The following is a 24,311-nucleotide window of genomic DNA, read 5'->3' as shown; positions in this document are numbered from 1 at the left end:
GGCGACACCGATTTAGCGGGGCGGGCGGAGCTTGTCGGAGACCCAGTCGCGGACGCCGCCGAGGCCGTCGCCGAGGTCGCGGAGCACTTTGGCGAGCGGGTCCTGCGAGCGGGCGAAGGCGTCGCTGTACGACTTGGCCGCGTTCTTGGCCTCCTGCGACATCGACGCGTCGGCGTCGTCCTGGCGCTTGGGGTAGTCGCCGGAGACGATCGTCGTGTACTCGCCCTCGTCGACCCAGCGCCGCAGCTCGTGCGCACGGATGACCGCCAGCGGGTGCGACTGCGCCTCGAGCAGCAGCAGCTTCAGCACGCTGTCGCGCAGGTCGCCGGAGCTCTCGTACTCCGTGCCCTGCGCGAGGAACGCGGTGGTGTCGAGCTCGGCGAGCTGACCGCCGCTGGCCAGCTTCATCTGCACGCGGAGCGCAACAGCCGGGTCCTGTACGGCGAGCAGTCCGGCGCGGTCGCCGGACAGCTCGGCCTTGCGCGACCATTCGTGCAGCGCGGCGATGATCGCCCGGATGCCCAGTGCGCCGATCGGCATCCAGTTCATCGCGCCGGTCAGCCGCATCAGCCAGAACAGCAGCGACTGGTAGAGCGCGTGACCGCTCTGCGCGTGACCGAGCTCGTGCCCGAGGATGAACCGCAGCTCCTCCTCGTCGAGCCCCTGCAGCAGCGCGCTGTTCACGACGATGATCGGCTTGTCCAACCCGATCGTGAAAGCGTTCCAGATCGGGCTGTTGGTGATGTAGAGCTCCGGCAGCTGCCGTACGTCGAGCGTGCTGCCCGCCTCGGTGTAGAGCCGGTGCACCCGCGGGAACTGGCGCTCGTCGACCCGGATCGCCGACCCGAGGAACTGCAGCCGCACGGCGCGCTCGTCGATCAGCCCGGAGATCTTCCGCAGCACGAAGTCGAAGCCCTTGAGCTGCCGCAGCGCCACCAGCGCGCCCCGGTCCGCCGGGTGCTCCCACGCCCGCGAACTGATGTCCGTCAGCGTGACCCTGGTCCTGGTCGGCCGGTCGTCGTTGTTGGTCATCGTTCCCCCACAGGTCGGCGTGTGCGTCCCAAGGTAGCTCGATCCAGGGGTCTGACCGACTTTGGCCGGAATGCTCGTCACTGCCACTTCCGGCAATCACGCTGGAGCCAGACAACTCTCCACCGCCCCTGGAGGACCACATGATCCGATCCGCCCTCGGTGCGGCCGTCGCCTTGGCCGCACTGACTCTCACGCCCGCGGCCTCCGCCGGCGCCGTACAGGATGCTGCACCGGCCCCGGGCAGCTACATGGCGCAGCGGGCCGCACTGCAGACCGGTAAGGCCGGCACGGCCATGACGCCGCTGGCGCGGCCGCTGCTGCGAGTGCCGTTCCGCTGCAATGAGACGTGGTCCGGCGCGAGCCGCTCCGGCCACAGCCCGTCGTACTACGCCGTCGACCTCAACTGGGGCTCGGGCACCGACGACCTCGGCAAGCCGGTCAAGACGAGCGCGGCCGGCACTGTCGTGCGCTCGGCGTACGACGCCGGTGGCTACGGCAACTACATCGAGATCGCCCACGGCGACGGCTGGCACACCCTCTACGCCCACCTGCAGAGCCGCGCCGTGGGGGTCGGCGCCACCGTCACCGACAGCACCCAGATCGGCCGCGTCGGCGACACCGGCAACGTCACCGGCCCCCACCTCCACTACGAACAGATCCACGACGGCACCGTCGTACCCGCCCTCTTCGGCACCAGCACCTGGGTCGCCTACCCCGGCCCCGCCGGCTACAGCCGCATCCGCGACTGCTGAGCCACCCGTGAAGCGCCGACCCGTTAGGGTTGCGGGTCGGCGTGGACGGTCGGATGGGGAGAGCTCGTGGCAACCGGTGTCGAGAACCTGCTGGAGATCAACCGGACCCTGCTGACCCTCGAACGACAGCTGCGGGAGGCGCGGGTAGCTCGGCGCGCAGCCCGGTTGGCGATCATCGGACTCCCGCTCGCAGCCTTCGGCGCGCTGGCACTCAAGATCGCACCGGACTTCGGTGTGGACAAGCGGCTGATCGGTTGGCCAATCGGAGTGGCCATCGCAGCCATGCTGCTGTGGCTGGCGTTCTACGGCTTCAGCCGCTCGGAGACGGATGGGCCGCCGGCTCCGGAAGAGCTGGAGCTCGAGCTGGCCGTGAGCCGGGAGCGAAAGGCTCATCTGCTGGCCGGCCTGGCGGGGCAGACTTTGCCGCGACAGTACGCCTACTGGGACCAGCTCGACGCTGAGCTCGAGACGCTGCGCAGGAGCGCGGCGTACTACCGTCGCATCAACAACTACCTGCAATCGACGGTGATCGTCGGCTCGCTGGCGGCGACCGCGGTCTCGAGCCTCTCGCTGGCCGACCAGGCCCTACGGTGGGCAGGAGTCGGTACGACGTTCGCCGTCGGGCTGGCAGCCGGGTTCACCGGCTACTTCAAGTTCCGCGAGCGAAGCTTCTACTTGCAGCAGACGGCCGACGCCGTGGAGTACGAACGGAACTGCTTCAACTTGGGCATCGGCCGGTACAAGGGGAAGCCGGAGCAGGAGGCGCTCGTGGAGCTCGTCGAAGAGGTCGAGCGGCTGCGGTCGGAGCAGCGCAAGCGGGAGCAGAACATCGATCAGCCTCCGGAGCGCGCCGAGAGCTGATGTCCTCCGCTCGGAATACCCATTTCTTGACGGAGCACCTAGCCTGCTGCGCATGAGTGACAGCGGGGTATGTCGTGAGGTGGATCGTCGGGACGACAAGGCGCGCGCCTGGGTGTCCGAGGCGATCCGGATCGTCGAAGCGGATGCGAACCGGAGCGCGGACACGCATCTGCACGTGTTTCCGATGCTGGCTGTCACCGGGGTCGACCTGTATCTGAAGGACGAGTCCGTCCATCCGACCGGGTCGCTCAAGCATCGGCTCGCGCGGTCGCTGTTCCTGTATGCACTGTGCAACGGGTGGATCAGCGAGGGGACGCCGGTGATCGAGGCGTCCAGCGGCTCGACCGCGGTCAGTGAGGCGTACTTCGCCCGGCTGCTCGGGCTGCCGTTCGTGGCGGTGATGCCGGCCTCGACCAGCCCGGAGAAGATCGAGCTGATCGAGTTCTACGGCGGCCGCTGCCACTTCGTCGAGCGCTCGGGCCAGATCTACGGCGAGGCCAAGCGGCTCGCCGAGGAGACCGGCGGCCACTACATGGACCAGTTCACGTACGCCGAGCGCGCCACCGACTGGCGCGGCAACAACAACATCGCCGAGTCGATCTTCGACCAGCTCGCGCTGGAACAGCACCCGGTCCCGACCTGGATCGTCGTCGGCGCCGGCACCGGCGGTACGTCGGCCACCATCGGCCGCTACGTCCGCTACCAGCGCCACGACACCTCGGTCGCCGTCGTTGACCCCGAGAACTCGGCCTTCTTCCCGGCCTTCGAGTCCGGCGACAACGACTTCGCCACCGGCCGCCCCTCCCGCATCGAAGGCATCGGCCGCCCCCGCGTCGAACCCTCCTTCGTCCTCGGCGTCGTCGACCGCATGATCGCCGTCCCCGACGCCGCCTCGATCGCCGCCATGCAGTTCTGTTCCCGAGTCACCGGCCGCCTCGTCGGCGGCTCCACCGGCACCAACCTCTGGGGCTCACTCCGCCTCGCCGCCGAAATGCGCCGTACCGGCGTCCGCGGCAGTGTCGTCACCCTGCTCTGCGACAGCGGCGAACGCTACGGCAACACCTACTACGACGAAGCCTGGCTCCGCACCAGCGGCATCGACATCACGCCGTACCTGGCCACACTCGAAACCTTCGCCACCACCGGCGAATGGAACGAACCGCAGTAGCTTCTCCTGTCCGGGCTACCGCCCGGGACCTGTGCGCTGCCGCGCACCTGGGCGGGCTGCCGCCCGCGCTCCCCGCTCCTTCGTCGCTCCCACCCACCCCTTCGAAAGCGTCCGGGGCCGGCGCGGTTCGGCACCGGATCGGGTTGTGGGCGAGCGGACCGCTGGGGCCCCTGCTGGTAAGTAGCAGCTGACAAATGGCTGCTTATCGGCTTAGGAAGCACGGGAGTTGCATCTGATGCAAGAACTCCCGTCGGTCGCGCTTGTCGTTGCGCTCGGCAACCGACCAGGTAGGCATAGGTTTCCGGCGTTAAATGCAGGATTCCACGCTCAGGAGTGGTCGGTGGATGGTGTTCCGGGCTTCGTCCGCGGCTGTTGCGTGACCCTGGCGTCACGCTGTTCCGAGCCGATGACTCAGTACCAGTCCCACCAGCGGCGCCGTGAGGAGCGCCGCAATCACTCGTGTCATCCGTATACCCCTGAGAGTGCGCCGGTCCGCCCGCTCCGCCAAGAACCGCGCCGAAGAAATGCGCGATCGGGCGCAGCGGGTGGACCAGAACCCATCAGGTGCCGGTGATGTGGAAGACCTTGCTGTAGCCGGTCAGATAGTTGCGGCAGGCGACCATCTGGGCACGGTACGGAATCCTGCCCCGGTACGCCGGTTGCGCGTTGAGCGTGAAGCGACCGCTCTGCCGGACACTCGCCGTACCGACGGTGCGCCACTGCGAGGCGCCGTACAGACGCTGCAGGTTGACCGGGCAGCCCGCGGGACTGCCGGCGACGGTGCCGTTGACCAGCACGATGGTGCCGACCGGCGCGCTGGCCTTGGACGGCGTTGCCGTGACCACGCTCGGATGCGGGATCCGCATGCTGAGCCCGCCGACCGGCGCCTGGGTCCCCGGCAGCAGCAGACAGTTGAGGAAGTCGGCGTCCGCGGCCGCGTACGACTTGGTGATGTAGCCGGCGGTGTCGGTGAGCACGGTCCCCGCCGTACCGACGCGCTCGACACAGCCGTTGTCGTTGCCGAGCAGGACCTTCAGGCGGGTTCCGTAGGGCTGCTTGGTGGCCGAGTCGATCACCGACCAGCGGACCGAGTACGGCTTTCCGGGCGGGACCGGGTTCGGAGTCACCCGGGCGGTGATCCGCGGCACGTGCTGGCCCGAGACCGAGATCCGCACCGGGTTCGGGTAGGTGGTGGGATCGGTGTTGTCACCGCTGGCCGGGTCGAACCGGCCGACCTTCAGCCCGAAGATCTCGAAGGTGCCGTTGGCGGTGGACGGTACGTCGACCTTGCCGCGCCAGGTGCCGTTGCGGACCGTGCCGTCGACCACTGTCAGCGGCGAGGAGTAGAGGTCGTTGAGTGGTCCTTCGTTCGCCCCGTACCGCTGCAGGATCGCGTAGAGCGTGAAGCCGCCGGGCGGCGGTTCGGGTTCGCTGAAGTTGTAGGAGGCCTTGACCGTGATCGTGACCGGGACCGTGTTCAGCCCGGCGACCGCGACGCGGGTCTTGTCGACCGTGACCGAGTGCACAGTCAGATCGGGATTCGGCGCCGCGAGCGCCGTCGGCGTACCGCTGAGCACCGCGCCCACGAGGGGCGCGGCGAGCAGCGTGGCCACGAGATGTCGGGTCCACATGACTTCAGAGTGACACTTTCCCCGCGCAAGACTGGACCGGAATCACAGACCGGTGATGCTGAAATTCTCGCTGTAGGCCGTGACGAAGCGGTAGCAGTTCGGCAACTGGACGCGGTACGGGATCCTGCCCTTGTACGACGGCGTCGCGGTCAGGGTGAACCGGACGCTCTCGCGCACCTTGGCCGAGTTCACGGTCCGCCACTGGGTGGCGCCGTACAGCCGCTGCAGGTGGGTCGCACAGCGGGCCGGAGCGCCGGTGACTGAACCGTTGACCGCGACGTTCGTCCCGACCTGGGCCGAGGTCTTCGCCGGGGTCGCCGACACGAGCCCAGGCGCGTTCGTCGGCTTCGGCCAGGGTGTCCCCTTGGGTCTTGCTCCTGGGGCCGACGACCAGTATTTCGCCGACGCTGCCCGTGCTCTGGTCTCCGGAATGTCGCTCATCGATCACGATGGGGATGTTTCCTGATCGGATCGCATCGGGATTTGCTTTCGGCGTTAGGTGAGTCGGGCGGTGATGTCGTCGGCTAGTTTGCCGAGTAGGCGGCCTAGGTCGGCGCGGTCCTGGGCGGGCCATTCGGCGACTACCTCGCGGAAGAAGCCGAGGACGGTGGTGAGGTAAGTCGTCGCGGCTTCGGCGCCGGTGGGGGTGGGTTCGATGAGGCTGGCGCGTTTGTCGTGGGGGTCGGTGACGCGCTGGACGAGGCCGCGTTGTTCGAGGGCCTGGACCTGGCGGGTGATGTGGGGGCCGGCGACCTGCATGCGGTCGGCGATCTCGCCGATGCGCAGGGGGCCGCCGGCGTTGGCGAGGGTGACGAGGATCGTCATGCCGGGGCGGTCGAGGTTGAGGCCGGTCGCGTCGGTGGCCCGTTGGGCGAGCTGGCCGCGGCTGATGGCGGCGCTGAGCTGGGTCAGCCGGGGGAGCACGTCGAGCAGGTCGTCGTCGCGGGTCAATTGATTACCTAACTTAGGTATGTATATGCTGAAGGAGATCGATACCTAAAGTACCTATCTCTCTCGGAGGATGCATCATGACTCGCAGCGTGCTGATCTCCGGCGCCAGCATTGCCGGCCCGGCCCTCGCCTACTGGCTCGACCAGTACGGCTTCGACGTCACCGTGGTGGAGAAGTCCGACGCGCTCCGCGGTGGCGGCTACGCGATCGACATTCGCGGTACGGCGCGGGAAGTCGTCGAGCGGATGGGCTTGTTGCCCGAGCTGCGCAAGGCGCACGTCGACTCGCGCAGGATCTCGTTCATTGCGCCGGACGGCGGGCTGATCGCGTCGCTGCGGCCGGAGGTGATGACCGGTGGTGAGGAAGGCCTCGATCTGGAGGTACGGCGGGGAGACCTGGCTGATGTGCTCTTCGCGGCGACTCGGGATCGGGTCGACTACCGGTTCGGCGACTCGATCGCGCGGCTCGACGACCGCGGTGACCGGGTGGATGTCCGGTTCGAGAGCGGTGCCGAGCAGTCGTTCGATCTGGTGATCGGCGCCGACGGCCTGCACTCGAACACGCGGAGTCTCGTGTTCGGTCCGGAGGAGAACTACCACCGCTACATCGGCTTCGCCTTCGCGGGCTTCACCCTGCCGAACGACTTCGGCCTCGACCACGAGGCGCTCATCTGGAACATGCCCGGCCGCTGCGCAGCGCTCAACGCGCATGAGCCCGACGAGCTGGTCCACGGCTTCCTCACCTTCCGGCAGGAGGAGCCGCCGTACGACGCCTTCCGGAACCCGCAGGCGCAGCGGGAGCTGGTGGCCAGCAAGTTCCCGGAGCAGACGTGGCACGTGCCGCGGCTGGTGGAGGCGATGCGGAACGCGGACGACATGTTCTTCGATGTGGTCAGCCAGATCCACATGCCGGGCTGGTCGCGCGGACGGGTCGCTTTGGTTGGTGATGCGGCCTATGCGACGTCGTTCATGTCCGGTCAGGGGTCGAGTGTCGCTCTGGTCGGCGCTTACGTACTGGCTGGCGAGCTGGCGACGCACACGGACCACACCGAGGCCTTCACTTCGTATGAGCAGCGGGTGCGTGGATTCGTCGAGCAGAACCAAGCCCTGGTTCAGCAGGGGCAGTCAGGTCTGGCTCCGACGACACAGGACCTGCTGGATGCCCGCAACGAAGCACTCCGTGGTCAGACAGTCCGGCGCGACGATCGCACGCAGGTGCACAACGCCCTGGTGCTGCCTGACTATGACGCGATGAACAGCCCGACCGTGAGCCCGACTGCATAGAGGAGCTCGGTGAGGCCGGTGCCCTGCAGCACTGGGATGAGTGCGGGGCCCACGGCATCGCCGAGCACGGTGCGGGTCGACTTGATTGCGAGCGGTACGGCGATGAAGGCCAGCAGCGCCCAGGGGGTCGCGAAAGCAGAGGCGATCGCCAGGATGAACGCCAGCCCGATCAGACCGGCGTACAGCTTCCGTGAGTTCGCAGCACCGAGTACGACGGCCAGCGTGCGCTTGCCGGTCACGGTGTCGGTGGGGATGTCGCGGAGGTTGTTCGCGACCAGGAGCGCGCAGGCAATCGCACCGACCGACACTGCGCCGGCCACTGCGACCCAGCTCAGCTTCTCGGCCTGGACGAAGGTCGTGCCCAGTACGGCGACCAGTCCGAAGAACAGGAAGACGCTGACCTCGCCTAGCGCGCGGTACCCGTACGGACGCTTGCCGCCGGTGTAGAACCATGCACCGACCAGTGAGGCGGCACCGGCGACCAGCAGCCACCAGCTGGAGGTCGCGCACAGCACAATGCCCAGTACGGCGCCGACACCGAAGCAGGTGAACGCTGCGGTTTTCACCTGTCCCGGCGTGGCGACCTTGGAGCCCACCAGGCGCAGCGGGCCGACCCGGACCTCGTCCGTGCCGCGGATGCCGTCGCTGTAGTCGTTGGCGTAGTTGACCCCGATCTGCAGGGTCAGAGCAACCCCCAGGGCCAGCAGCGCCTTCCACCAGACGAAGGCGTCCAGGTACGCCGCGGCGCCGGTTCCGACCAGGACGGGAGCGACGGCGGCGGGGAGTGTGCGGGGTCGCGCGCCTTCGATCCACTGCGCAGGGGTGGCCATGGGCAGTGATTCTTTCAGCCGTACGCTCGGACTGTTATGTCTACCCTCCATCTGGTCCCCGGTACGCCGGACGCCGTGCTCCGCGCGTTGACCGCCGTACTGGACGGCGGAGCGCCCTTCGCGCCCGTCCCGGACGACCCGGCGGCAGCGGCACGAGTAGTACGCGCGGTCGCCCCGGACCAGCCCGTTGACGACGACTGCGCTGTCGTACTGACCACGTCGGGGTCCACTGGCGAGCCGAAGGGCGTGGTGCTCTCCCGGGCTGCCCTGATCGCGTCAGCCGAGGCTACTCACGAGCGACTCGGCGGACAGGGGCAGTGGCTGCTTCCGATGAAGCCGTACTTCGTGGGTGGGCTGCAGATCCTCACCCGCTCTGTGCTGGCAGGTCAGACGCCGGTGTTGCTCGGCGGCAGCTTCAGCGAGTCCGCCGCCGCCATGACTGCCGAGCGCCGCTACACCGCGATGGTGCCGACGCAGCTCGCCCGGTACCTGGAGACCGAGGTGGACGCGTTGCGGTCGTTCGACGCGATCATCATCGGTGGTGCGCCCACGCCGGCCCCACTGCGGGCTCAGGCAGCAGCAGCCGGGGTGACTGCGATCCCGGCCTACGGGATGACGGAGACCGGGAGTGGCTGCGTGTACGACGGCCTGCCGTTGACGGGCACCGAGTTGGCCATCGACGACGGGCGGATCCTGATCAAGGGGAACACGCTGTTCTCGGGCTATCGGTCGCAGTCCGAGGTGCTCCAGGACGGCTGGTTTCGCACGCAGGACCGCGGTGAGCTTGTAGACGGTCGACTCCGAGTCACTGGCCGCATCGACGACGTAGTGATCTCCGGGGGAGTGAACATCAGCCTGCCGACCGTGCAGGCCAGACTGCTCGAGCACCCCGACGTGAAGGACGCCGCGGTCGTCGGAGTGCCGGATGCGGAGTGGGGGACCAGAGTGGTCGCGTACGTCGTCGGTGAACCAAGCCTCGACGAACTGCGCGACTTCGTCGCCGAGGTGCTGCCCCGGACATGGGCCCCGCGCGAAGTGCGCCGCCTGGACGCGCTCCCGATGCTTGCCTCCGGCAAGGTCGATCGGCAGGCGCTGCTGTGATCACCTACTCGATCGGCCTCAAGAACAGGTTCCGCGGCATCACTGTCCGCGAGGGCATGCTCTTCGAGGGCCCAGCCGGCTGGGCGGAGTGGAGTCCGTTCCTCGACTACGACGACGCCACCTCGGTCTCCTGGCTGCGCGCTGCCCACGAGGCCGCGTACGACGGCTGGCCGGCGCCGCTACGCGACGTCGTACCGGTGAACTGCACTGTGCCGGCGGTGGATCCCGAGAAGGCCGCAGCGATCGTCAGGGCATCAGGCTGCCACACCGCCAAGGTGAAGGTGGCAGAGCCCGGTCAGACGCTGGCTGACGACATGGCCAGAGTCGAAGCCGTGCGCGATGCCATCGGCAACGGTCAGGTGCGCATCGACGCCAACGGTGGCTGGTCCGTCGACGAGGCCCTCCGCAGCTTGAAAGAACTCGACCGCTTCACCCTGGAGTACGTCGAGCAGCCCTGTGCCGCCGTCGAGGACCTAGCCGCAGTACGCCGTCGCACCGACGTGCTGGTAGCCGCGGACGAGTCCATCCGCCGAGCCGAGGACCCGTTACTGGTCAAGAAGCTCGAAGCCGCCGACATCGCGGTGCTGAAGGTGCAGCCGATCGGCGGCGTCCGCGCCTGCCTGGAGATCGCGGAACAGATCGGTCTCCCGGTAGTCGTCTCCTCCGCACTGGAAACCTCGGTAGGCATAGCCGCCGGAGTAGCGCTCGCAGCCGCGCTGCCGGAGCTCCCGTACGCCTGTGGCCTGGCCACCGTCTCGATGTTCACTAGTGAAGTGACCAGCGAGCCCCTACTGCCGGTGGACGGCTTCTTGAAGGTCAAGCGAGTGCAGCCTGACCAGCTCGACGCCAACAGGGCCGATGCGGAGCGAACCGCGGTGTGGGAAGAGCGCCTGACCCGAGTGCAACAGAGGAGTGCCGGATGAACCCGTCCACTGCGTTCGCCACTGTGGTGGTCGACGAGCTGATCCGCTGCGGAGTCCGGGAGGCCGTGGTCTCCCCAGGCTCGCGCAGCGCCCCGCTCGCACTCGCCTTCGCCGAGGCGGACCGGGCCGGTCGGCTGCGGCTGCACGTCCGGATCGATGAGCGTACGGCGGGCTTCCTGGCCATCGGCCTGATCCGTGGAACCGGTCTGCCGGTGCCAGTGCTCACCACCTCCGGTACGGCGGTCGCCAACCTGCACCCGGCAGTCCTGGAAGCGTCGCACAGCGGACTGCCGTTGATCGTGCTGAGTGCGGACCGACCGCCCGCGCTGCGTGGTGCTGGAGCGAACCAGACCACCGATCAGCTCAAGGTGTTCGGCTCAGCCGTGCGACTGTTCCACGAGCTGGGTACTCCGGTCCGAGAGATCGGCCAGGTCGCCTACTGGCGCTCACAGGTCGCCCGTGCCGTTTCCAACGCCACAGGTGCTCGGTCCGCCGATCCGGGGCCGGTGCACCTCAACTGCCCGCTGGCCGAGCCGCTGGTACCGACGGGCGGCGAGGACTGGCCGGAGCCGTTGAACGGCCGCAGCACTGGGCCATGGACCGCTGTGCACGCCGCAGCCGGTCAGCCGTCGACAGTGTCGCCCGGACCGAAGACCGTGGTCGTGGCCGGCGATGGTGCGTCGCAGGCGGCGCGCCTGACCGCTGAGGCGGGCCACTGGCCCTTGTTCGCCGAACCGTCCAGCCGCTCGAGGATCGGTCCGGCCGTGATCTCGGCCTACCGGTTGTTGCTGCAGGCAAGTGAGTTGGCCGGGGAGATCGAGCGGGTGCTGGTGTTCGGGCACCCGACGCTGTCCCGGCCGACCTCCAAGCTGCTGGCGCGCGCCGACGTCGAGGTGATCGTGGTCGCGCCGACCGGGCTGTGGCCGGACCCGGCGCGCCGCGCGGCCGCCGTCGTCACCGGTCTCGAGGTCGCCGGACCGGATGTCACCAACTGGCTGGAACGCTGGCAGCAGGCAGATCAAGCAGCCCGCCCGGCGATCGACAAGCTGCTCGCCGACGGGCTCGCCGGGCCGGCGATCGCCGCGATCGTCGGTGCGGCCGCCGGTGCCGACGGCATGCTCGTGGTCGCCTCCTCCAACCCGGTCCGCGATCTCGACCTCGCGCCGGTCGTCCCGATCCGGACCATCGCCAACCGCGGTCTGGCCGGTATCGACGGCACCGTCTCCACCGCGATCGGCGCCGCGCTCGCGAACGCGGGAGCGACGTACGCGCTGATCGGTGATCTCGCCTTCCTGCACGACGCGAACGGGCTCATCATCGGCCCCGACGAGGCTCGGCCGGACCTGCGGATCGTGGTGGTCAACGACAACGGCGGCGGCATCTTCTCCACTCTGGAGCAGGGTGATCCGACGCACGCGTCGCACTTCGAGCGCGTCTTCGGTACGCCGCACAACACCGATCTCGGCGCCCTGTGCGCTGCTAGCGGGACGCCGTACCGGCTGGTGGAGACCGCTGCGGATCTACAGGCCGCACTGACGTCGACGGTGGCAGGTGTTGAAGTGATCGAAGCTCGAGTGCCGCGCTCGGCGCACCGACCCTTGGCTGCAGAGCTGGTTGCGGTAGTAGCGTCCGCACTCGACTGAGCAGCGGTGCGACCACGGCGATCACCAGTGCGGTCGTGGTGAGGATCGGAACCGTCGCACCGCGCAGTGAGGAGTTCAGCGGCGCAGCGATCGTGAAGATCACGCTGACTGTGGCAATGGTGGTCACCATCCGACGCCCTGGCCGAGCGACGGCCAGGAACGGCAGACACCACAGGAAGTACCAGTCATGGGCGGTCGGACCGAGCAGGACGATCGCCAGCAGCGCTAGGCCGACAGCGCGCGCCGCGTGATGGATTGACGACCGCAAACTCAGTACGGCGATCAGCGTGACCGCCAGCAGCATTCCGGCCAGCTTGACGACCTGCAGCGACTGTTCGGCGGCGCTGTCCTGGCCCAGCAAGCCGAGAATGCCGGAGGTGGCGTCGCCGACCAGATTGGCGATCGAGAACGGCGACCGAACCAGCCCCGGTACGTCGAGCGCGTTCAGCCAGCCTGAGCCGACACCGGTGAACGCACCGACCGTCACTAGCGTCAGGACGGACACCACGCCCGCAATGGCCAGGCTGGCGAACCGCGACAGCCGCCCGGCCAGCGGACTCATCACAGCGGCGATGGCAATCACCACGAGCCCACCGGGAAGCTTCACCGCGGCGGAGACGCCGGCCACGACAGCCGCCGTACCCCAGTGGCCGGTGAGGGCCAGTGCGAAGGCACTGCAGGCCAGACCGAGCATGAGCATGTCGTTGTGCGCAGCACCGATGCCGTGCATGAGCAGCATCGGGTTGGCGATCACCAGCCAGGTTGCGAACGTCGGATCGACCCGGCAGGCGGTGGCGAGCCGCGGCACGGTCCACGCGATCAGCAAGATGCCGATCACTGCCAGCAGGCGGTGCGCCAGCATCAGTATGTACGGATCCATGGTGAGGTGCGCGACCAGACCGCCGTACGCGAGAGGAAGGGGTCCATACGGCGCTGGTGTCTCCATCCAGCGCGGGTCGACCGCCTCGACGATCGGACCGGACAGTGCGGCCGGACCGACGGCGTACGGGTCGAAACCCTCAGCCACCAAGGCGCCCTGGGCCGCGTAGCTCCAACCGTCCCGGCTGAACAGTGGCGGAATCAGTAACAGCGGCAGACTCCAGTACGTCGCCATCCGCACCAAGCGCGGTCGCTGTCCCGCCATGACGTCGCGGCCGACCTCCAGCCACGCCCAAGCCATCAGGCCGAGCCCGGCCACCATGAAGGCCAGTGCGATCATCCGGCCGGCCAGTGTGGTCCGCAGCTCACCAGTGATCGGGAACGACATCACCCACGACGACGCGGGCACCACTGAGGTCACCAGGCTGGTGCAGGCGACGACAACAGAGCCCACCACTCCACGGATCAACGGCGAGCGCACGGCCGGAGGTTAGCCCGGCCGTGCGACGCCCTGATGAACTTAAGCCGATTCTTTCTTGAAGGTCCGGGCACCGACTGCCAGTCCGACGACAGTCAGCAGCACCACCCAGAACAGTCCCCAGAGCGCAGCACTGCTGGCGATCTCGCCGCGGAACATCGCCCGGACGCCGTTGACCACGTGCTTGAGCGGACTGATGTCGGAGAGCCGCTGCAGCCACGTCGGACCGATCTGCATCGGCAGGAGGATGCCGGACAGCAGCAGCAAGGGCATGGCGATGCCGTTGAGCAGCGGAGCCAGTGCGTCCTCGCTCTTGGTGATGAGCGCTACTGAGTAGGACAGTGACGCGAACGTCGCGCCGAGCAGCGCCACGATCACCAGCGACAGCAGCACGCCCTTCCATGGCGCGCGCAGACCGAGGGGGAGCGCGGCCAGGAGCAGCAGCACGGACTGCGCGACCAGTACGACCACATCACGCAGTACACGCCCTGCCATCAAGGCGATGCGAGAAGCAGGCGTGACCCGGTCGGCCTCGATCACACCGGCCCGGTACTCCGCGATCAGGCCGAAGCCGACGAACATCGCGCCGAACATGCCGAGCTGAACGATCAGACCGGGGATGAACACCTGGTACGCGTTCGTGGTCGCGCCCTGACTGATCTGCGCGGTGATCGGCTTCAGCAACGGGCCGAACAGGAACAGGTACATCAACGGCTGACTGAGCATCAGGATCGACCACATCGGGTTCCGCAGCGACAGTCGCATCGCCCGGTTGAACACGATCCAGGTTTCGCGCAGCACGTTGTTGGTGCGCGACGGGGTCAGCAGGTCGGCGCTCATGCCGCGACCTCCTTGGCAGCCGGCGCGGTCGCGTCCTCGTCGCGCAGCGAGCGACCGGTCATGGTGAGGAACACGTCGTCCAACGTGGGCCGGTGCACCTCGACGCCCTCCAGCTCGATGCCTTGGGCATCGATCGACCGCAGCAGCCCCGGCAGCACCGAGCCGCCCCGCGGAATCCGGAAGTTCACCGTCGTGCCGTCGGTCTCGACGGCCACAGCGCCGTCCAGCTCCGCGACAATCTTCGCGACCGCCGGTGCCTGCGCGGCCTCGGCCAGGTCGAGCCGTACGCCGTCACCGGAGACCTGCTGCTTGAGTTCCTCCGGACTGCCCGAACCGACGATCTTGCCGTGGTCGATGACCAGGATCCGGTCGCAGAGCGCGTCCGCCTCGTCCAGGTAGTGCGTGGTCAGGAAGATGGTCGCGCCGCGCTCCCGCAGACCGCGAATGTGCTCCCAGAGATTCGCGCGGGCCTGCGGATCGAGACCGGTGGTCGGCTCGTCCAGGAAGATCAGCTTGGGGTCGTGGATCAGCCCCATCACGATGTCGAGCCGGCGCCGCTGCCCACCGGACAGCGTCTTGCACTGCCGCCGCCACAGCCCCGGCAGATCCAGCTCCTCGAACAGTTGCTGCCCACGCGTGATCGCGTCGGCCTTCGGTACGCCGTACAGCCGGGCGTGGTCGACGACCTCGTCACCGGCGATCGCCTCGGGCAGCGTGGACCCGCTCTGCGCGACGTACCCGATCCGGCGGCGGACGCCGACCGGGTCCTTCGCCAGGTCGCACCCGGCCACTGTCGCGGTGCCGCTGGTCGGCTGGATCAGGGTCGCCAGCATCCGCATCGTCGTCGTCTTACCGGCCCCGTTGGGCCCGAGGAAACCCACGATCTCGCCATCGGCGACCGCCAGGTCCACCCCCTGTACCGCCTGCACCGGCCCCCGCCGGGTCTTGAACGTGCGGACGAGTCCGCGAGCTTCGATCATCATGTAGCCAGTCTGCTCAATCAATATTGAATAGTCAATGTTGAATGACGGGCGGTGAGGCCTTGACATCGGCCGGCGGAGGCGGTGATCAGGAAGGGTCGTCGCGCCATTGCGCGACGAGACTGGGGTCGATCGTCCAGTCCGGCGGCTCGCCCGCGAACGAGTAGTCGCCGTTCGCCACCCGGTCGCGGAAGTCGCGGGTCCAGTCCAGCTCACCACGCTCCCGGGCGGCGCTGATCCGGAGCATCTCGACGACCTGGTTCGGCGTTCCGGCATCGGCCTGGATCTGCCGCTCGTTGAACGGCGCCGCCTTCAGATGCGTCTCGATCTGGGCGATCCGCGCGTCCAGCGCGGCCAGTACTTCGTCCCGCTGCAGGGTCCACAGGAAGCTCAGCGCCGCCTGCATCCGGTCCGGGTGGAAGCCGTCCACGGTCCACAGGTGGTGCCGCAGCAGCGAGAAGAACTCGGTCTCGCCGTCCGCCGTGAGCTTGTACGACGTCCGCCCCGGCCGGTGGCCGGGCCCTTCCTCGAGCTCGGCCAGGTAGCCGTGCTTGGCCAGCGTCCGCAGGCCGGTGTAGATGGAGCCGGGATTGATGTTCGCCCAGTCCTGGACGTTCCAGGTCAGCAGCTCGCGGCGCAGCTGGTACCCGTAGGCCGGCTGGAAGATCCGGACGATCCCGAGCAGCAGCAACCGCGTGGTGGACATCTTCGCAGTGTAATTCTCAGCGGTAGAGGCGCTGCCACAACGCGTACTGGTGATCGGCGGCGAAGTTCGTCGCCCGTACGGCGTTCTTTCCGGGTGCGAGGCTCTGGACGGTGTTGCCGTCGGTGGGCGACCAGTGCGGCGAGCCGGCGGCGTTCGGCGTACCGGTGCGGGCGAACTGGGTCCAGTAGCGAGTCATCTGGTCGGCGAGCTGCTGCTGCGACCGGGTGAGCTGCCGACCGGCGAAGTAGTCGGTCTCGAACTGGTACTGGAGCTCACCGGCGTGGAACGCGCCAGTCGGGAAGGTGGGCTGCGGGCTGTTGGCCACCCAGGGCGCCTGCTCGTCGGCGAACTCGTAGGAGTACGTCGGCACCTGCCGGCGGAGTGCCCGGCTGACCTCTGTCACTGACCGCGCGAAGCTGGCGTCGGTGACCACAGCGGACCAAGCCTCGCTGAGTGAGCCATAGTTCTTGGCGGGGTAGTGCGCGAGGACCTCCGCCGCGTTCGCCGTGCCGACGTACGCCGCGACGCGTGCGGCGTACTCGGACTCGTCCTGCATCGGAGGGACGCCGTACTGCTGCTGTGCGGCCTCGAACGTCCGGTACTCGTCGCGAGTCATCCCCTGCATCACCGGGACCTTGTTGAAGCGTCCGCTGGTCAGAGCCTCAACGGGCGACAGCGGGAGTACGCCGCCACCGCCGTACACAGGTGCGAAGCCGTACTCCGATTTGGTGAGCAGCGCCTCTGTCGACAGACCGCGCAAGCAGGCCGCTGCGGTAGCGGCGTCAGTGCAGCCCAGATCGGTTGCCACCGACAACCCCTGGGTCTCCGCCATGGCACGCGGACGCGGGAGCCAGCTGGTGCTCCAGCTGGGCGAACCGTCCCATTCCGACCAGTTGTTCACCGTGCACGGACCGCTCTGCACAATGGCGCGCTGGAAGAGCCCAGCGGCGGCCGGGGAGGCCAGCTGAGCACAGGTGCTGATGCCGCCGGCTGACTCACCGAAGACCGTCACGTTGTGCGCGTCGCCACCGAACGCTGCCGCGTTCCGCTGCACCCAGCGCAGTGCGGCCTGCTGGTCCTCCAGTCCGAAGTTGCCGGAGCGGTTCCGGGCCGTCGTACCGTCTAGTGCGGGGTGGTCGAGGAAGCCGAAGATGCCGAGGCGGTAGTTGATCGTCACGACGACCACGTCGCCGCGCTTCACCAGGTCGTACGGGCGGTAGCGCGCACCAGAGCCGTTCCGGAAGCCGCTGCCGTGGATCCACACCATGACCGGCAGCTTGCGGGCCTGCCGGGGGCTGGTCACGTTGACGAACAGGCAGTCCTCGCTGACGCTCGCCTTCTCACCGAACAGGCCGGCGTTCTGCGCGCAGGAGGCGCCCGGGCTGGTCGCGTCGCGCAGGCCGCGCCAGGCATCCGCCGGACGCGGTGAGCCCCAGCGATTCGCGCCGACCGGCGGAGCGGCGTACGGGATGCCTTGGAACTCCCGCACGCCGTTGGTCAGCTGGCCGCGGACGGCGCCCTTGTCCGTCACGACCACCGGTCCGCGCGGAGCGGGCGTGGCTGCTGCCGGATCGGCCGCGAGCAGCGTGCCGACAGTCACGGCGAGTGCTGTGCCCAGTGCGTGGCGGGGCGTCTGTTGGTGATCATGGCGGTCTTCTTCCGTCGGAGTGGCTTGCCCCAACACTCGCCGTGATCCGGTCCGCACTCGATGGGTGTCACTCCCTGGCAGGGGTGGACTTTCCCCTACCGGAATCCGCTCGCCGGGAGGACTCGGACAGGCGTAGGCTCATCGACCATGCACGTCCAAGTCACCAGTGACCCGGCCGACTTCTCGCGACTCGTCTTCCCTTTCCTGCAACAGGATCCGGTGCTGAACACCGTCATCCTCAGCAACGTCCACGAACGGGCCACCGGCGTCCGGCCGGCCGACGACATCCCGCCGTACTTCGTCTCCGTGCACGACGACGACGTGATCGGCGTGGCGATGCGGACCGCGGGCCGCGGCGTGTACCTGGGATCGCTGCGCCCCGACCTCACGGACCTGGTGACCGACCAGTTCCTCGAGCTGTACGACGGTGTGGTCTCCGAAGGCCTGTACGACGAGGTCGTACCGGGCGGGGTCGCCGGTGACGCGGCCGCGGCTGAGCGGTTCGCGGAGCGCTGGTGCGAGCGACGCGGCGGGCAGGTGGAGGAGGCCATGCGAACCCGGCTGCACAAGCTGGTCACGCATACGGCGCTGACTGCCGAGACCGGCGTCGCCCGGCTGATGCAGTCCGAGGACATTGACGTGGTCGCCGCCTGGGGCCGCCACGGGTTTCCGGAGCTGGGTGAGGACACCCGGGACTGGGCGGAGTACCGGCTGGCCGAGAACACGATGTGGATCTGGGAGGTCGACGGCGAGCCGGTCAGCATGGTCGGCTACCACCGGCCGATCTTCGGCGTCTGCCGGGTGGGTCCGGTGTACACCCCGCCGGAGCACCGCCGCCACGGTTACGCCGGCGCGCTGACCAGCCACGTCACCGCCGAGATCGTTGCCGAAGGCCACCAAGCCTGTCTCTACACCGACCTGGCCAACCCGACCTCCAACAAGATCTACCACCAGGCCGGCTACCGCCCCCTCGCCGACTTCGTCGTCCTCGAGTTCACCGCGTGATCGCGCGGGCGACGGATGACGCGGCGACGTTCCAGGAGCTCGTTTTTCCTTACCTGCAACGCGATCCGCTGATCAACAGCAACCTCCTGACCAATGTCGCCGATCGGGTCCGCGGGATCATGAACGATCCTGAACCGCCGGTCTTCGTCTCCGTGCACTCCGATTCGCACGAGGTGGTCGGAGTCGCCATCAGTACGGCGTTGCGCGGGATCCAGCTGGCCGGTCTGCCGGCCGAGCTCGTGCCGCCGGTGGTCGACGTACTGGTTGAGGCCGCGCCGAAGGCCATCGGCGTGCATGGGACCGAGGCGTCGGCGAAGCTGTTCGCCGAGCAGTACGGCGCGCGGACCGGCCGGTCGTTCGCCGTTGCCGACCGCTCCCGGCTGCACGTGCTCGTCGACTTCGTCGCTCAGCAGGCCGACGGCTCGCCACGGCTGGCGACCGAGGCCGATCTTGAGGCGGTGACGCCGATGTTCAGCGCCTATCGCCAGGAGGTCGGTCACCCAGGCGAAGGTTCCGTGGTGGACCGCCGGTGGCTGCTGCAACGGGTGGAGCGCGAGCGCCTCTGGGTCTGGGAGAACGACGGCCAGGTCGTGACGATGGTCGGTCACCAGAGCCCGGTCTTCGGCGCCGTCCGGGTCGGGCCGGTCTACACCCCGCCGGCCCACCGCGGCCGTGGTTACGCCAGCGCTCTCACCGCCCACGTCACCCAGCACCTGCGCGCGGCCGGTGATCAGGTGTGCCTGAACACCGACCTCACCAACCCGACCTCGAACAAGATCTACGCCGCGATCGGCTACCGCCCCGTCCAGGACTTCGTCGGCTACGCGTTCAGTTGATGTCGAGGGAGTCGCCCGGGGCGAGCTTCCGGTACGGGCGGTCGTCGGTGTCGAAGAAGCGGGGCATCATGCCGAGGCCGATCTCGGAGAGCAGGCCGTCGTGGATCCCGACCAGCTGCTCGGCCTTCACCGCACGGGCGTAGTCGACCGCCGGTGGGAGGGCGAACCAGGGGCCGGAGATGGGGACCAGGTTGGTGTGGACGGCGCGGTCGGGCTGGGTGAAGGAGTCGCCGGGGTGGTAGACGGCGTCGTCGATCAGGAAGCCGATGTTGGCGCAGGGGACGCCCCACTCGGGGAGGATGACGGCGTGGTCCTGGCCGTAGGCGGTGACGGCGAAGCCGGCGGCGTCGAAGGACTGGCCGCCTCCGACGACCTGGACGCGGTCGCCCAGGTCGGTCAGCTGCGCGGCGACGCCGGCATTGGTGTAGACGGGCACGTCGAGGGCCTGCAGCCGCGAGATGTCGAGGTGGTCCTGGTGCTCATGCGTGACCAGTACGGCGTCCGCCCGCTCGAACACCGCGTCCTCGCTGAACGACCCCGGGTCGACCAGCAGCGTCTTCCCGTCCTTCTCCAACCGAACACACGCATGCGCGAACTTGGTGAGCTTCACAGTCAGTCTCCTAGTGCGTCTCGCATCGGAACCAGCTTGGCGTTCGTTTCGGCGAGTTCGGCGGTCGGGTCGGAGCCCGCGACGATGCCGGCGCCGGCGAACAGGCGCATCCGGCGGGCGTCGGTGGGGTCGGCCTGACCGCAGCGCAGCGCGATGCACCACTCGCCGTCGCCGGCGGCGTCCATCCAGCCGACCGGTCCGCTGAAGCGGCCGCGCTCCATGCCCTCGATCTCGCCGATCAGGTCGCGCGCCACGTCGGTCGGCGTACCGCAGACTGCTGCCGACGGGTGCAGGGCGGCGGCGAGGCCGAGGGCGGACGCGCCGTTGTTGGCGACGCCGGCGACGTCGGTCGCGAGATGCATCACGTTCGGCAGGTGCAGCACGAACGGGGTCTCCGGCACGTTCATCGACTTGCAGTGCGGCTTCAACGCATCGGCCACTGACCGGACCGCGAACTCGTGTTCCTCCAGGTCCTTCGACGACCGCGCCAGCGACGCGGCCAGCGCCAGGTCGTGCGCGTCGTCCCCGGTACGGCGGATGGTGCCGGCCAGCACGCGGGACGTGATCAGGCCCTTCTCCCGGCGTACCAGCAGCTCGGGGGTCGCTCCGATCAGGCCGTCGACGGAGAACGTCCAGCAGTTCGGGTAGGCCTCGGCCAGCCGGCGCAGCGGCCAGCGCAGGTCGATCGGCTGCTCGGCGATCGCGATCAGGTCGCGGGCGAGCACCACCTTCTCCAGCTCGCCGGAGGTGATCCGCTTGATGGCGTCGGCCACGATGCTCGACCAGTCCGTGCCGGACCGCGCTCCGTCGGAGAACGTCACGTCGTACACGGGAGAGGCCTCGTGGGTGACCAGATCGGGCGGTGCGGCCAGCGAAGCGGGGGAGATCGTGGTCACCCAGGTCGTGCCGCCACGACGCCCGACGATCACTTCGGGGACCACCAGCTCACCCGGGTCGGAGTCGGTGAAACCGAACGACCCGAAGCAGACCAGTCCCGACCCTGGTACGCCGATCTCGTCGCGCACCACGGCCGCGCCGACCAGCTGCTGCCACCACAGCACGGCGTCCTGGAAGCGGTTGCCGCCAGCAACGTCGAGACGAGCCGCGACGCCCCAGCCGATGTGACCGTCGCCACGGCGGACCCAGCTCAGGCCGCCCTCGGCCGGCAGATGGTCGATCAGTTGCTTCGCCACACCCTCGACCGGCTGGCTGCGGACCACCAACTGCGGCGCCGGCAGATGACCGGATCGGACCGGGTCAGACAAGCTCACGCAACCACTCCTCGCTAGCGCTCAGGCCCCGGATCACGACGGCCGCTAATGCACCCACGAGATGCAAGCGTACGACCGTCCGATGTCCAGCGAATTTCAGCGCCTGTCGGACCCGTGACGAACCTCGCGTCGCCGCGCCCTCTCATGGGTCCACCCATCAGGTTGTGGGTTCCCCACCGGCATGCGGGTGGGGAACCCACAAGCTCGTGGGGTAACCCATCGGATGGGGTGGGGGGAGGGGTGCGGGAGACTGGGGTGGTGACGCGTGCAGATCTGAGCAAGGACCCGGCCGCCGTGGCCGCCATGTTCGACAACGTGGCGGAGGGGTACGACCGCACGAACGCGGTGGCGACGATGGGGCTGGAGAAGCTGGTCTGGCGGCCGGCGACGCTGGCCGAGATCGCGCCGCGGAAGGGGATGAAGATCCTCGATCTGGCGGCCGGGACCGGTGCTTCGAGTATCAAGCTGCGCGAGGCCGGGGCCGAGGTGGTGTCGTGCGACTTCTCGGTCGGGATGCTCCGGGTCGGCAAGCGCAACCACCCCGAGCTGGACCTGATCGCCGGGGACGCGCTGCGGCTGCCGTTCGCCGACGAGACGTTCGATGTGGTGACGATCTCGTGGGCCCTGCGAAACGTGAACGACGTCACCGTCGCGCTGCAGGAGATGCTGCGGGTCACCCGTCCCGGCGGGCGGCTGGTGATTCTCGAGCAGTCGCATCCGACCTGGAAGCCGTTCCGCGTCGTCTACCTCGAGTACATGATGCGCGCCGTACCGGCGGTGGCGAAGCTGGTGTCGACGAACCCCGAGGCGTACGAGTACCTGGCCGAGTCGACCCGGGCGTGGCTGCCACAGGAGCCGCTGGCCCGCACGATCGAGGCGGCCGGCTGGACCCGGGTGAACTGGGCCAATCTGACCGGTGGTCTGGTCGCCATTCACCGGGCTGTGAAACCGGCTTAATTACGCAAGGAAACCCGCACGTAAATTGCTTGCCCACAAGGCGGTTGGGGCGAGTTTCGTGTCCGCGTCAGGCAGTCCTAGACTGTCGGATGACCAGGCTTAGTGAATCCCTTCACGAGCCGCGAGCCCCCAACTTTCAGGTCGGGATGAGATGAGCCAGGACGTGTCGGCAGGGCCCCAGGCCGAGACCGCGGACGTGATTGTCGTCGGCGCCGGACCAGCAGGTTCGTCCGCGGCGTACCACCTGGCGAACGCCGGGCTCGACGTCCTGTTGCTGGAGAAGACCGCGTTCCCGCGGGAGAAGGTCTGCGGTGACGGGCTGACCCCGCGCGGGACCAAGCAGCTCATCAACATGGGCATCGACATCTCCGAAGAGGCCGGCTGGATCCGCAACTACGGTCTGCGGATCCAGGGCGCCGGGCATGTCCTGCAGCTCGACTGGCCGGACCTGGCCAGCCACCCGAACTACGGCCTGACCCGGAACCGGATGGACTTCGACGACCTGCTCGCGCGGCAGGCGGTCAAGGCCGGCGCGCAGCTGCGGGAGCGGACCAACGTCACGGGCCCGATCCTCGACGACAAGGGCCACATCGTCGGCGTCACCGCGAAGCCGGTCGACGACAACGGCCGCCGGGCCGGCGCCGACATCGAGTTCCGGGCGCCACTGGTGATGGCGGCCGACGGCAACTCGTCGCGGCTCAGCATCGGCATGGGCCTGCACAAGCGCGACGACCGCCCGATGGGCGTTGCCGTTCGCACCTACTTCACCAGCCCGCGGCACGACGACGACTACCTCGAGTCCTGGCTGGAGCTGTGGGCCGACGACCCCAAGCAGCCGAGCCAGAAGCTGCTGCTGCCCGGCTACGGCTGGATCTTCGGCATGGGCGACGGCACGGTCAACGTCGGTCTCGGCATCCTGAACACCTCCGATGCCTTCGGCAAGGTCGACTACGCCGACCTGCTGAAGGCGTGGCTGAAGAACACGCCCGAGGAGTGGCAGTTCCGCGACGAGTTCCAGACCATCCCGATCCGCGGGGCGGCACTGCCGATGGGCTTCAACCGGCAGCCGCACTACACCCGCGGCCTGATGCTGCTCGGCGACGCCGGCGGCATGGTCAACCCGTTCAACGGCGAGGGCATCCCGTACGCGATGGAGTCCGGGATGTTCGCCGCCGAGGTCGCCGCCCAGGCGCTGCACCGGCAGCCGAACCAGCGTGAGCGTGCGCTGTCGGCGTACCCGAAGGCGCTGAAGCAGGAGTGGGGCGGCTACTACTCGCTGGGCCGGGTCTTCGTGAAGCTGATCGGAAACCCGGAGGTGATGCGGCTCTGCACCAAGTACGGTCTGCCGCGCACCACCTTGATGAAGTTCACCCTGAAGTTGCTGGCCAACCTCACCGACCCGCGCGACGGCGACGTGATGGACAAGATCATCAACGGGCTCACGAAGGTCGCCCCCGCCGCCTGATCGGCGGGGCGAGTGAGCTGAGTCACGCCGGTACTGGTAACAAAGTGCTGGCTGAACCGAACAACCAACAAGTCACCGGCTGAAGGAGGGAGCACCGAGCGATGCACCCCTACGTACCGATCCTCGCTCTTGGTGTGCTCGCGGCGCTCTTCGTGTTGGGCAGCATCACCGTGAGTGCGCTGGTCGGCCCGAAGCGATACAACCGGGCCAAGCTCGACTCGTACGAGTGCGGCATCGAGCCGACGCCGCAGCCGGTCGGCGGTGGCCGCTTCCCGGTGAAGTACTACATCACCGCGATGCTGTTCATCGTGTTCGACATCGAGATCGTCTTCCTCTACCCGTGGGCGGTGGCCTTCGACCAGATGGCGCTGTTCGGGCTGATCGAGATGGTCATCTTCATCGTCACCGTCTTCATCGCGTACTCCTATGTGTGGCGTCGCGGTGGACTGGAGTGGGACTGA

At 68.3% G+C, this 24,311-nt stretch carries 23 protein-coding genes and 1 pseudogene; 12 read left to right on the top strand and 12 right to left on the bottom strand.

The features are described from left to right. Positions 1 to 12 precede the first annotated feature (12 nt). On the bottom strand, positions 13 to 1,032 hold the full coding sequence (locus ABZS29_RS06395) for a M48 family metallopeptidase (RefSeq protein WP_355459089.1): 1,020 nt from the start codon (positions 1,030 to 1,032) through the stop codon (positions 13 to 15). Positions 1,033 to 1,172: 140 nt separating this feature from the next. Here ABZS29_RS06395 and ABZS29_RS06390 point away from each other — a divergent pair, with 140 nt between their 5' ends. The 3 genes from ABZS29_RS06390 (at position 1,173) to ABZS29_RS06380 (ending at position 3,813) form a co-directional block, all read left to right on the top strand. Beyond that, positions 1,173 to 1,784 (top strand): M23 family metallopeptidase, encoded by a 612-nt coding sequence (locus ABZS29_RS06390; protein ID WP_355459087.1) that lies wholly within the window; start codon positions 1,173 to 1,175, stop codon positions 1,782 to 1,784. 66 nt (positions 1,785 to 1,850) lie between these two features. Continuing rightward, on the top strand, positions 1,851 to 2,645 hold the full coding sequence (locus tag ABZS29_RS06385; RefSeq protein WP_355459086.1) for an SLATT domain-containing protein: 795 nt from the start codon (positions 1,851 to 1,853) through the stop codon (positions 2,643 to 2,645). 52 nt (positions 2,646 to 2,697) lie between these two features. After that, positions 2,698 to 3,813, top strand: coding sequence for a PLP-dependent cysteine synthase family protein (locus ABZS29_RS06380; RefSeq protein WP_355459085.1), 1,116 nt, complete (start codon positions 2,698 to 2,700; stop codon positions 3,811 to 3,813). A gap of 560 nt (positions 3,814 to 4,373) precedes the next feature. Here ABZS29_RS06380 and ABZS29_RS06375 read toward each other — a convergent pair. The 3 genes from ABZS29_RS06375 to ABZS29_RS06365 form a co-directional block, all read right to left on the bottom strand. After that, positions 4,374 to 5,444: a hypothetical protein gene (locus ABZS29_RS06375; RefSeq protein ID WP_355459083.1), complete on the bottom strand. Its 1,071-nt coding sequence runs from the start codon at positions 5,442 to 5,444 to the stop codon at positions 4,374 to 4,376. Positions 5,445 to 5,486: 42 nt separating this feature from the next. Next, positions 5,487 to 5,768: a hypothetical protein gene (locus ABZS29_RS06370; RefSeq protein ID WP_355459081.1), complete on the bottom strand. Its 282-nt coding sequence runs from the start codon at positions 5,766 to 5,768 to the stop codon at positions 5,487 to 5,489. 171 nt (positions 5,769 to 5,939) lie between these two features. Further along, complete coding sequence (locus ABZS29_RS06365; RefSeq protein WP_355459079.1) at positions 5,940 to 6,395, bottom strand: MarR family transcriptional regulator; 456 nt, start codon at positions 6,393 to 6,395, stop codon at positions 5,940 to 5,942. 77 nt (positions 6,396 to 6,472) lie between these two features. On the opposite strand from ABZS29_RS06365, the gene ABZS29_RS06360 reads away from it, so the two are divergent. Beyond that, the gene (locus ABZS29_RS06360) at positions 6,473 to 7,678 is read left to right on the top strand and encodes an FAD-dependent monooxygenase (protein ID WP_355459077.1); all 1,206 of its coding nucleotides are present in this window, start codon (positions 6,473 to 6,475) and stop codon (positions 7,676 to 7,678) included. Here ABZS29_RS06360 and ABZS29_RS06355 read toward each other — a convergent pair. Beyond that, entirely contained in the window at positions 7,636 to 8,508 is an 873-nt protein-coding gene (locus ABZS29_RS06355; protein ID WP_355459076.1) for a 1,4-dihydroxy-2-naphthoate polyprenyltransferase, read from the bottom strand. The two genes, ABZS29_RS06360 and ABZS29_RS06355, sit on opposite strands and share 43 nt — an antisense overlap. A gap of 36 nt (positions 8,509 to 8,544) precedes the next feature. Between ABZS29_RS06355 and menE the strand changes: the two genes are divergently transcribed. The 3 genes from menE to menD are packed head-to-tail and all read left to right on the top strand — an operon-like array spanning position 8,545 to position 12,175. Next, positions 8,545 to 9,609: an o-succinylbenzoate--CoA ligase gene (menE, locus tag ABZS29_RS06350; RefSeq protein WP_355459075.1), complete on the top strand. Its 1,065-nt coding sequence runs from the start codon at positions 8,545 to 8,547 to the stop codon at positions 9,607 to 9,609. Next, on the top strand, positions 9,606 to 10,532 hold the full coding sequence (locus ABZS29_RS06345) for an o-succinylbenzoate synthase (protein ID WP_355459073.1): 927 nt from the start codon (positions 9,606 to 9,608) through the stop codon (positions 10,530 to 10,532). Before menE ends, ABZS29_RS06345 begins: the two co-directional genes overlap by 4 nt. Beyond that, positions 10,529 to 12,175 carry a 2-succinyl-5-enolpyruvyl-6-hydroxy-3-cyclohexene-1-carboxylic-acid synthase gene (gene menD / locus ABZS29_RS06340; protein ID WP_355459072.1) on the top strand — a complete coding sequence of 549 codons (1,647 nt, stop codon included), beginning with the start codon at positions 10,529 to 10,531 and terminating at the stop codon, positions 12,173 to 12,175. Before ABZS29_RS06345 ends, menD begins: the two co-directional genes overlap by 4 nt. A gap of 19 nt (positions 12,176 to 12,194) precedes the next feature. Here menD and mptB read toward each other — a convergent pair. The 5 genes and pseudogenes from mptB to ABZS29_RS06315 form a co-directional block, all read right to left on the bottom strand. After that, a pseudogene (gene mptB, locus ABZS29_RS06335) lies at positions 12,195 to 13,508 on the bottom strand (polyprenol phosphomannose-dependent alpha 1,6 mannosyltransferase MptB); the annotation flags it as partial. A gap of 66 nt (positions 13,509 to 13,574) precedes the next feature. Beyond that, positions 13,575 to 14,372: an ABC transporter permease gene (locus ABZS29_RS06330; RefSeq protein WP_355459070.1), complete on the bottom strand. Its 798-nt coding sequence runs from the start codon at positions 14,370 to 14,372 to the stop codon at positions 13,575 to 13,577. Beyond that, on the bottom strand, positions 14,369 to 15,355 hold the full coding sequence (locus tag ABZS29_RS06325; RefSeq protein WP_355459069.1) for an ATP-binding cassette domain-containing protein: 987 nt from the start codon (positions 15,353 to 15,355) through the stop codon (positions 14,369 to 14,371). The genes ABZS29_RS06330 and ABZS29_RS06325 overlap by 4 nt, the downstream gene beginning before the upstream one ends. Positions 15,356 to 15,440: 85 nt before the next feature. Continuing rightward, complete coding sequence (locus ABZS29_RS06320; RefSeq protein ID WP_355459067.1) at positions 15,441 to 16,058, bottom strand: PadR family transcriptional regulator; 618 nt, start codon at positions 16,056 to 16,058, stop codon at positions 15,441 to 15,443. Positions 16,059 to 16,074: 16 nt separating this feature from the next. After that, a complete protein-coding gene (locus tag ABZS29_RS06315; protein ID WP_355459066.1) occupies positions 16,075 to 17,658 on the bottom strand; it encodes a carboxylesterase family protein in 1,584 nt (527 codons plus the stop codon). Between the two features lie 195 nt (positions 17,659 to 17,853). On the opposite strand from ABZS29_RS06315, the gene ABZS29_RS06310 reads away from it, so the two are divergent. Beyond that, a complete protein-coding gene (locus tag ABZS29_RS06310; RefSeq protein ID WP_355459065.1) occupies positions 17,854 to 18,711 on the top strand; it encodes a GNAT family N-acetyltransferase in 858 nt (285 codons plus the stop codon). After that, complete coding sequence (locus ABZS29_RS06305) at positions 18,708 to 19,547, top strand: GNAT family N-acetyltransferase (protein WP_355459063.1); 840 nt, start codon at positions 18,708 to 18,710, stop codon at positions 19,545 to 19,547. Before ABZS29_RS06310 ends, ABZS29_RS06305 begins: the two co-directional genes overlap by 4 nt. Here the strand turns inward: ABZS29_RS06305 and ABZS29_RS06300 are convergent. Then, complete coding sequence (locus ABZS29_RS06300; protein WP_355459062.1) at positions 19,540 to 20,157, bottom strand: MBL fold metallo-hydrolase; 618 nt, start codon at positions 20,155 to 20,157, stop codon at positions 19,540 to 19,542. The genes ABZS29_RS06305 and ABZS29_RS06300 overlap by 8 nt on opposite strands. A gap of 2 nt (positions 20,158 to 20,159) precedes the next feature. Further along, positions 20,160 to 21,428, bottom strand: coding sequence for an isochorismate synthase (locus tag ABZS29_RS06295; RefSeq protein ID WP_355459061.1), 1,269 nt, complete (start codon positions 21,426 to 21,428; stop codon positions 20,160 to 20,162). A gap of 258 nt (positions 21,429 to 21,686) precedes the next feature. On the opposite strand from ABZS29_RS06295, the gene ABZS29_RS06290 reads away from it, so the two are divergent. From ABZS29_RS06290 to ABZS29_RS06280, 3 genes are all read left to right on the top strand, one after another. Further along, positions 21,687 to 22,385 (top strand): demethylmenaquinone methyltransferase, encoded by a 699-nt coding sequence (locus ABZS29_RS06290; RefSeq protein WP_355459059.1) that lies wholly within the window; start codon positions 21,687 to 21,689, stop codon positions 22,383 to 22,385. Positions 22,386 to 22,536: 151 nt separating this feature from the next. Further along, on the top strand, positions 22,537 to 23,850 hold the full coding sequence (locus ABZS29_RS06285) for a geranylgeranyl reductase family protein (protein WP_355459057.1): 1,314 nt from the start codon (positions 22,537 to 22,539) through the stop codon (positions 23,848 to 23,850). Positions 23,851 to 23,951: 101 nt separating this feature from the next. Beyond that, entirely contained in the window at positions 23,952 to 24,311 is a 360-nt protein-coding gene (locus ABZS29_RS06280) for an NADH-quinone oxidoreductase subunit A (RefSeq protein WP_132411643.1), read from the top strand.

It is taken from the genome of Kribbella sp. NPDC005582 (assembly GCF_040605415.1).
GTDB lineage: Bacteria > Actinomycetota > Actinomycetes > Propionibacteriales > Kribbellaceae > Kribbella.
This window is presented reverse-complemented; position numbering and strand designations above follow the sequence as displayed.

Coding starts and splice junctions, on each gene's coding strand:
- ABZS29_RS06375 (WP_355459083.1), bottom strand. CDS start 5,444: ATGTGGACCCGACATCTCGTGGCCACGCTGCTCGCCGCGCCCCTCGTG.
- ABZS29_RS06360 (WP_355459077.1), top strand. CDS start 6,473: ATGACTCGCAGCGTGCTGATCTCCGGCGCCAGCATTGCCGGCCCGGCC.
- menD (WP_355459072.1), top strand. CDS start 10,529: ATGAACCCGTCCACTGCGTTCGCCACTGTGGTGGTCGACGAGCTGATC.
- ABZS29_RS06280 (WP_132411643.1), top strand. CDS start 23,952: ATGCACCCCTACGTACCGATCCTCGCTCTTGGTGTGCTCGCGGCGCTC.
- ABZS29_RS06380 (WP_355459085.1), top strand. CDS start 2,698: ATGAGTGACAGCGGGGTATGTCGTGAGGTGGATCGTCGGGACGACAAG.
- ABZS29_RS06310 (WP_355459065.1), top strand. CDS start 17,854: ATGCACGTCCAAGTCACCAGTGACCCGGCCGACTTCTCGCGACTCGTC.
- ABZS29_RS06325 (WP_355459069.1), bottom strand. CDS start 15,355: ATGATGATCGAAGCTCGCGGACTCGTCCGCACGTTCAAGACCCGGCGG.
- ABZS29_RS06285 (WP_355459057.1), top strand. CDS start 22,537: ATGAGCCAGGACGTGTCGGCAGGGCCCCAGGCCGAGACCGCGGACGTG.
- ABZS29_RS06320 (WP_355459067.1), bottom strand. CDS start 16,058: ATGTCCACCACGCGGTTGCTGCTGCTCGGGATCGTCCGGATCTTCCAG.
- ABZS29_RS06395 (WP_355459089.1), bottom strand. CDS start 1,032: ATGACCAACAACGACGACCGGCCGACCAGGACCAGGGTCACGCTGACG.
- ABZS29_RS06390 (WP_355459087.1), top strand. CDS start 1,173: ATGATCCGATCCGCCCTCGGTGCGGCCGTCGCCTTGGCCGCACTGACT.
- ABZS29_RS06355 (WP_355459076.1), bottom strand. CDS start 8,508: ATGGCCACCCCTGCGCAGTGGATCGAAGGCGCGCGACCCCGCACACTC.
- ABZS29_RS06330 (WP_355459070.1), bottom strand. CDS start 14,372: ATGAGCGCCGACCTGCTGACCCCGTCGCGCACCAACAACGTGCTGCGC.
- menE (WP_355459075.1), top strand. CDS start 8,545: ATGTCTACCCTCCATCTGGTCCCCGGTACGCCGGACGCCGTGCTCCGC.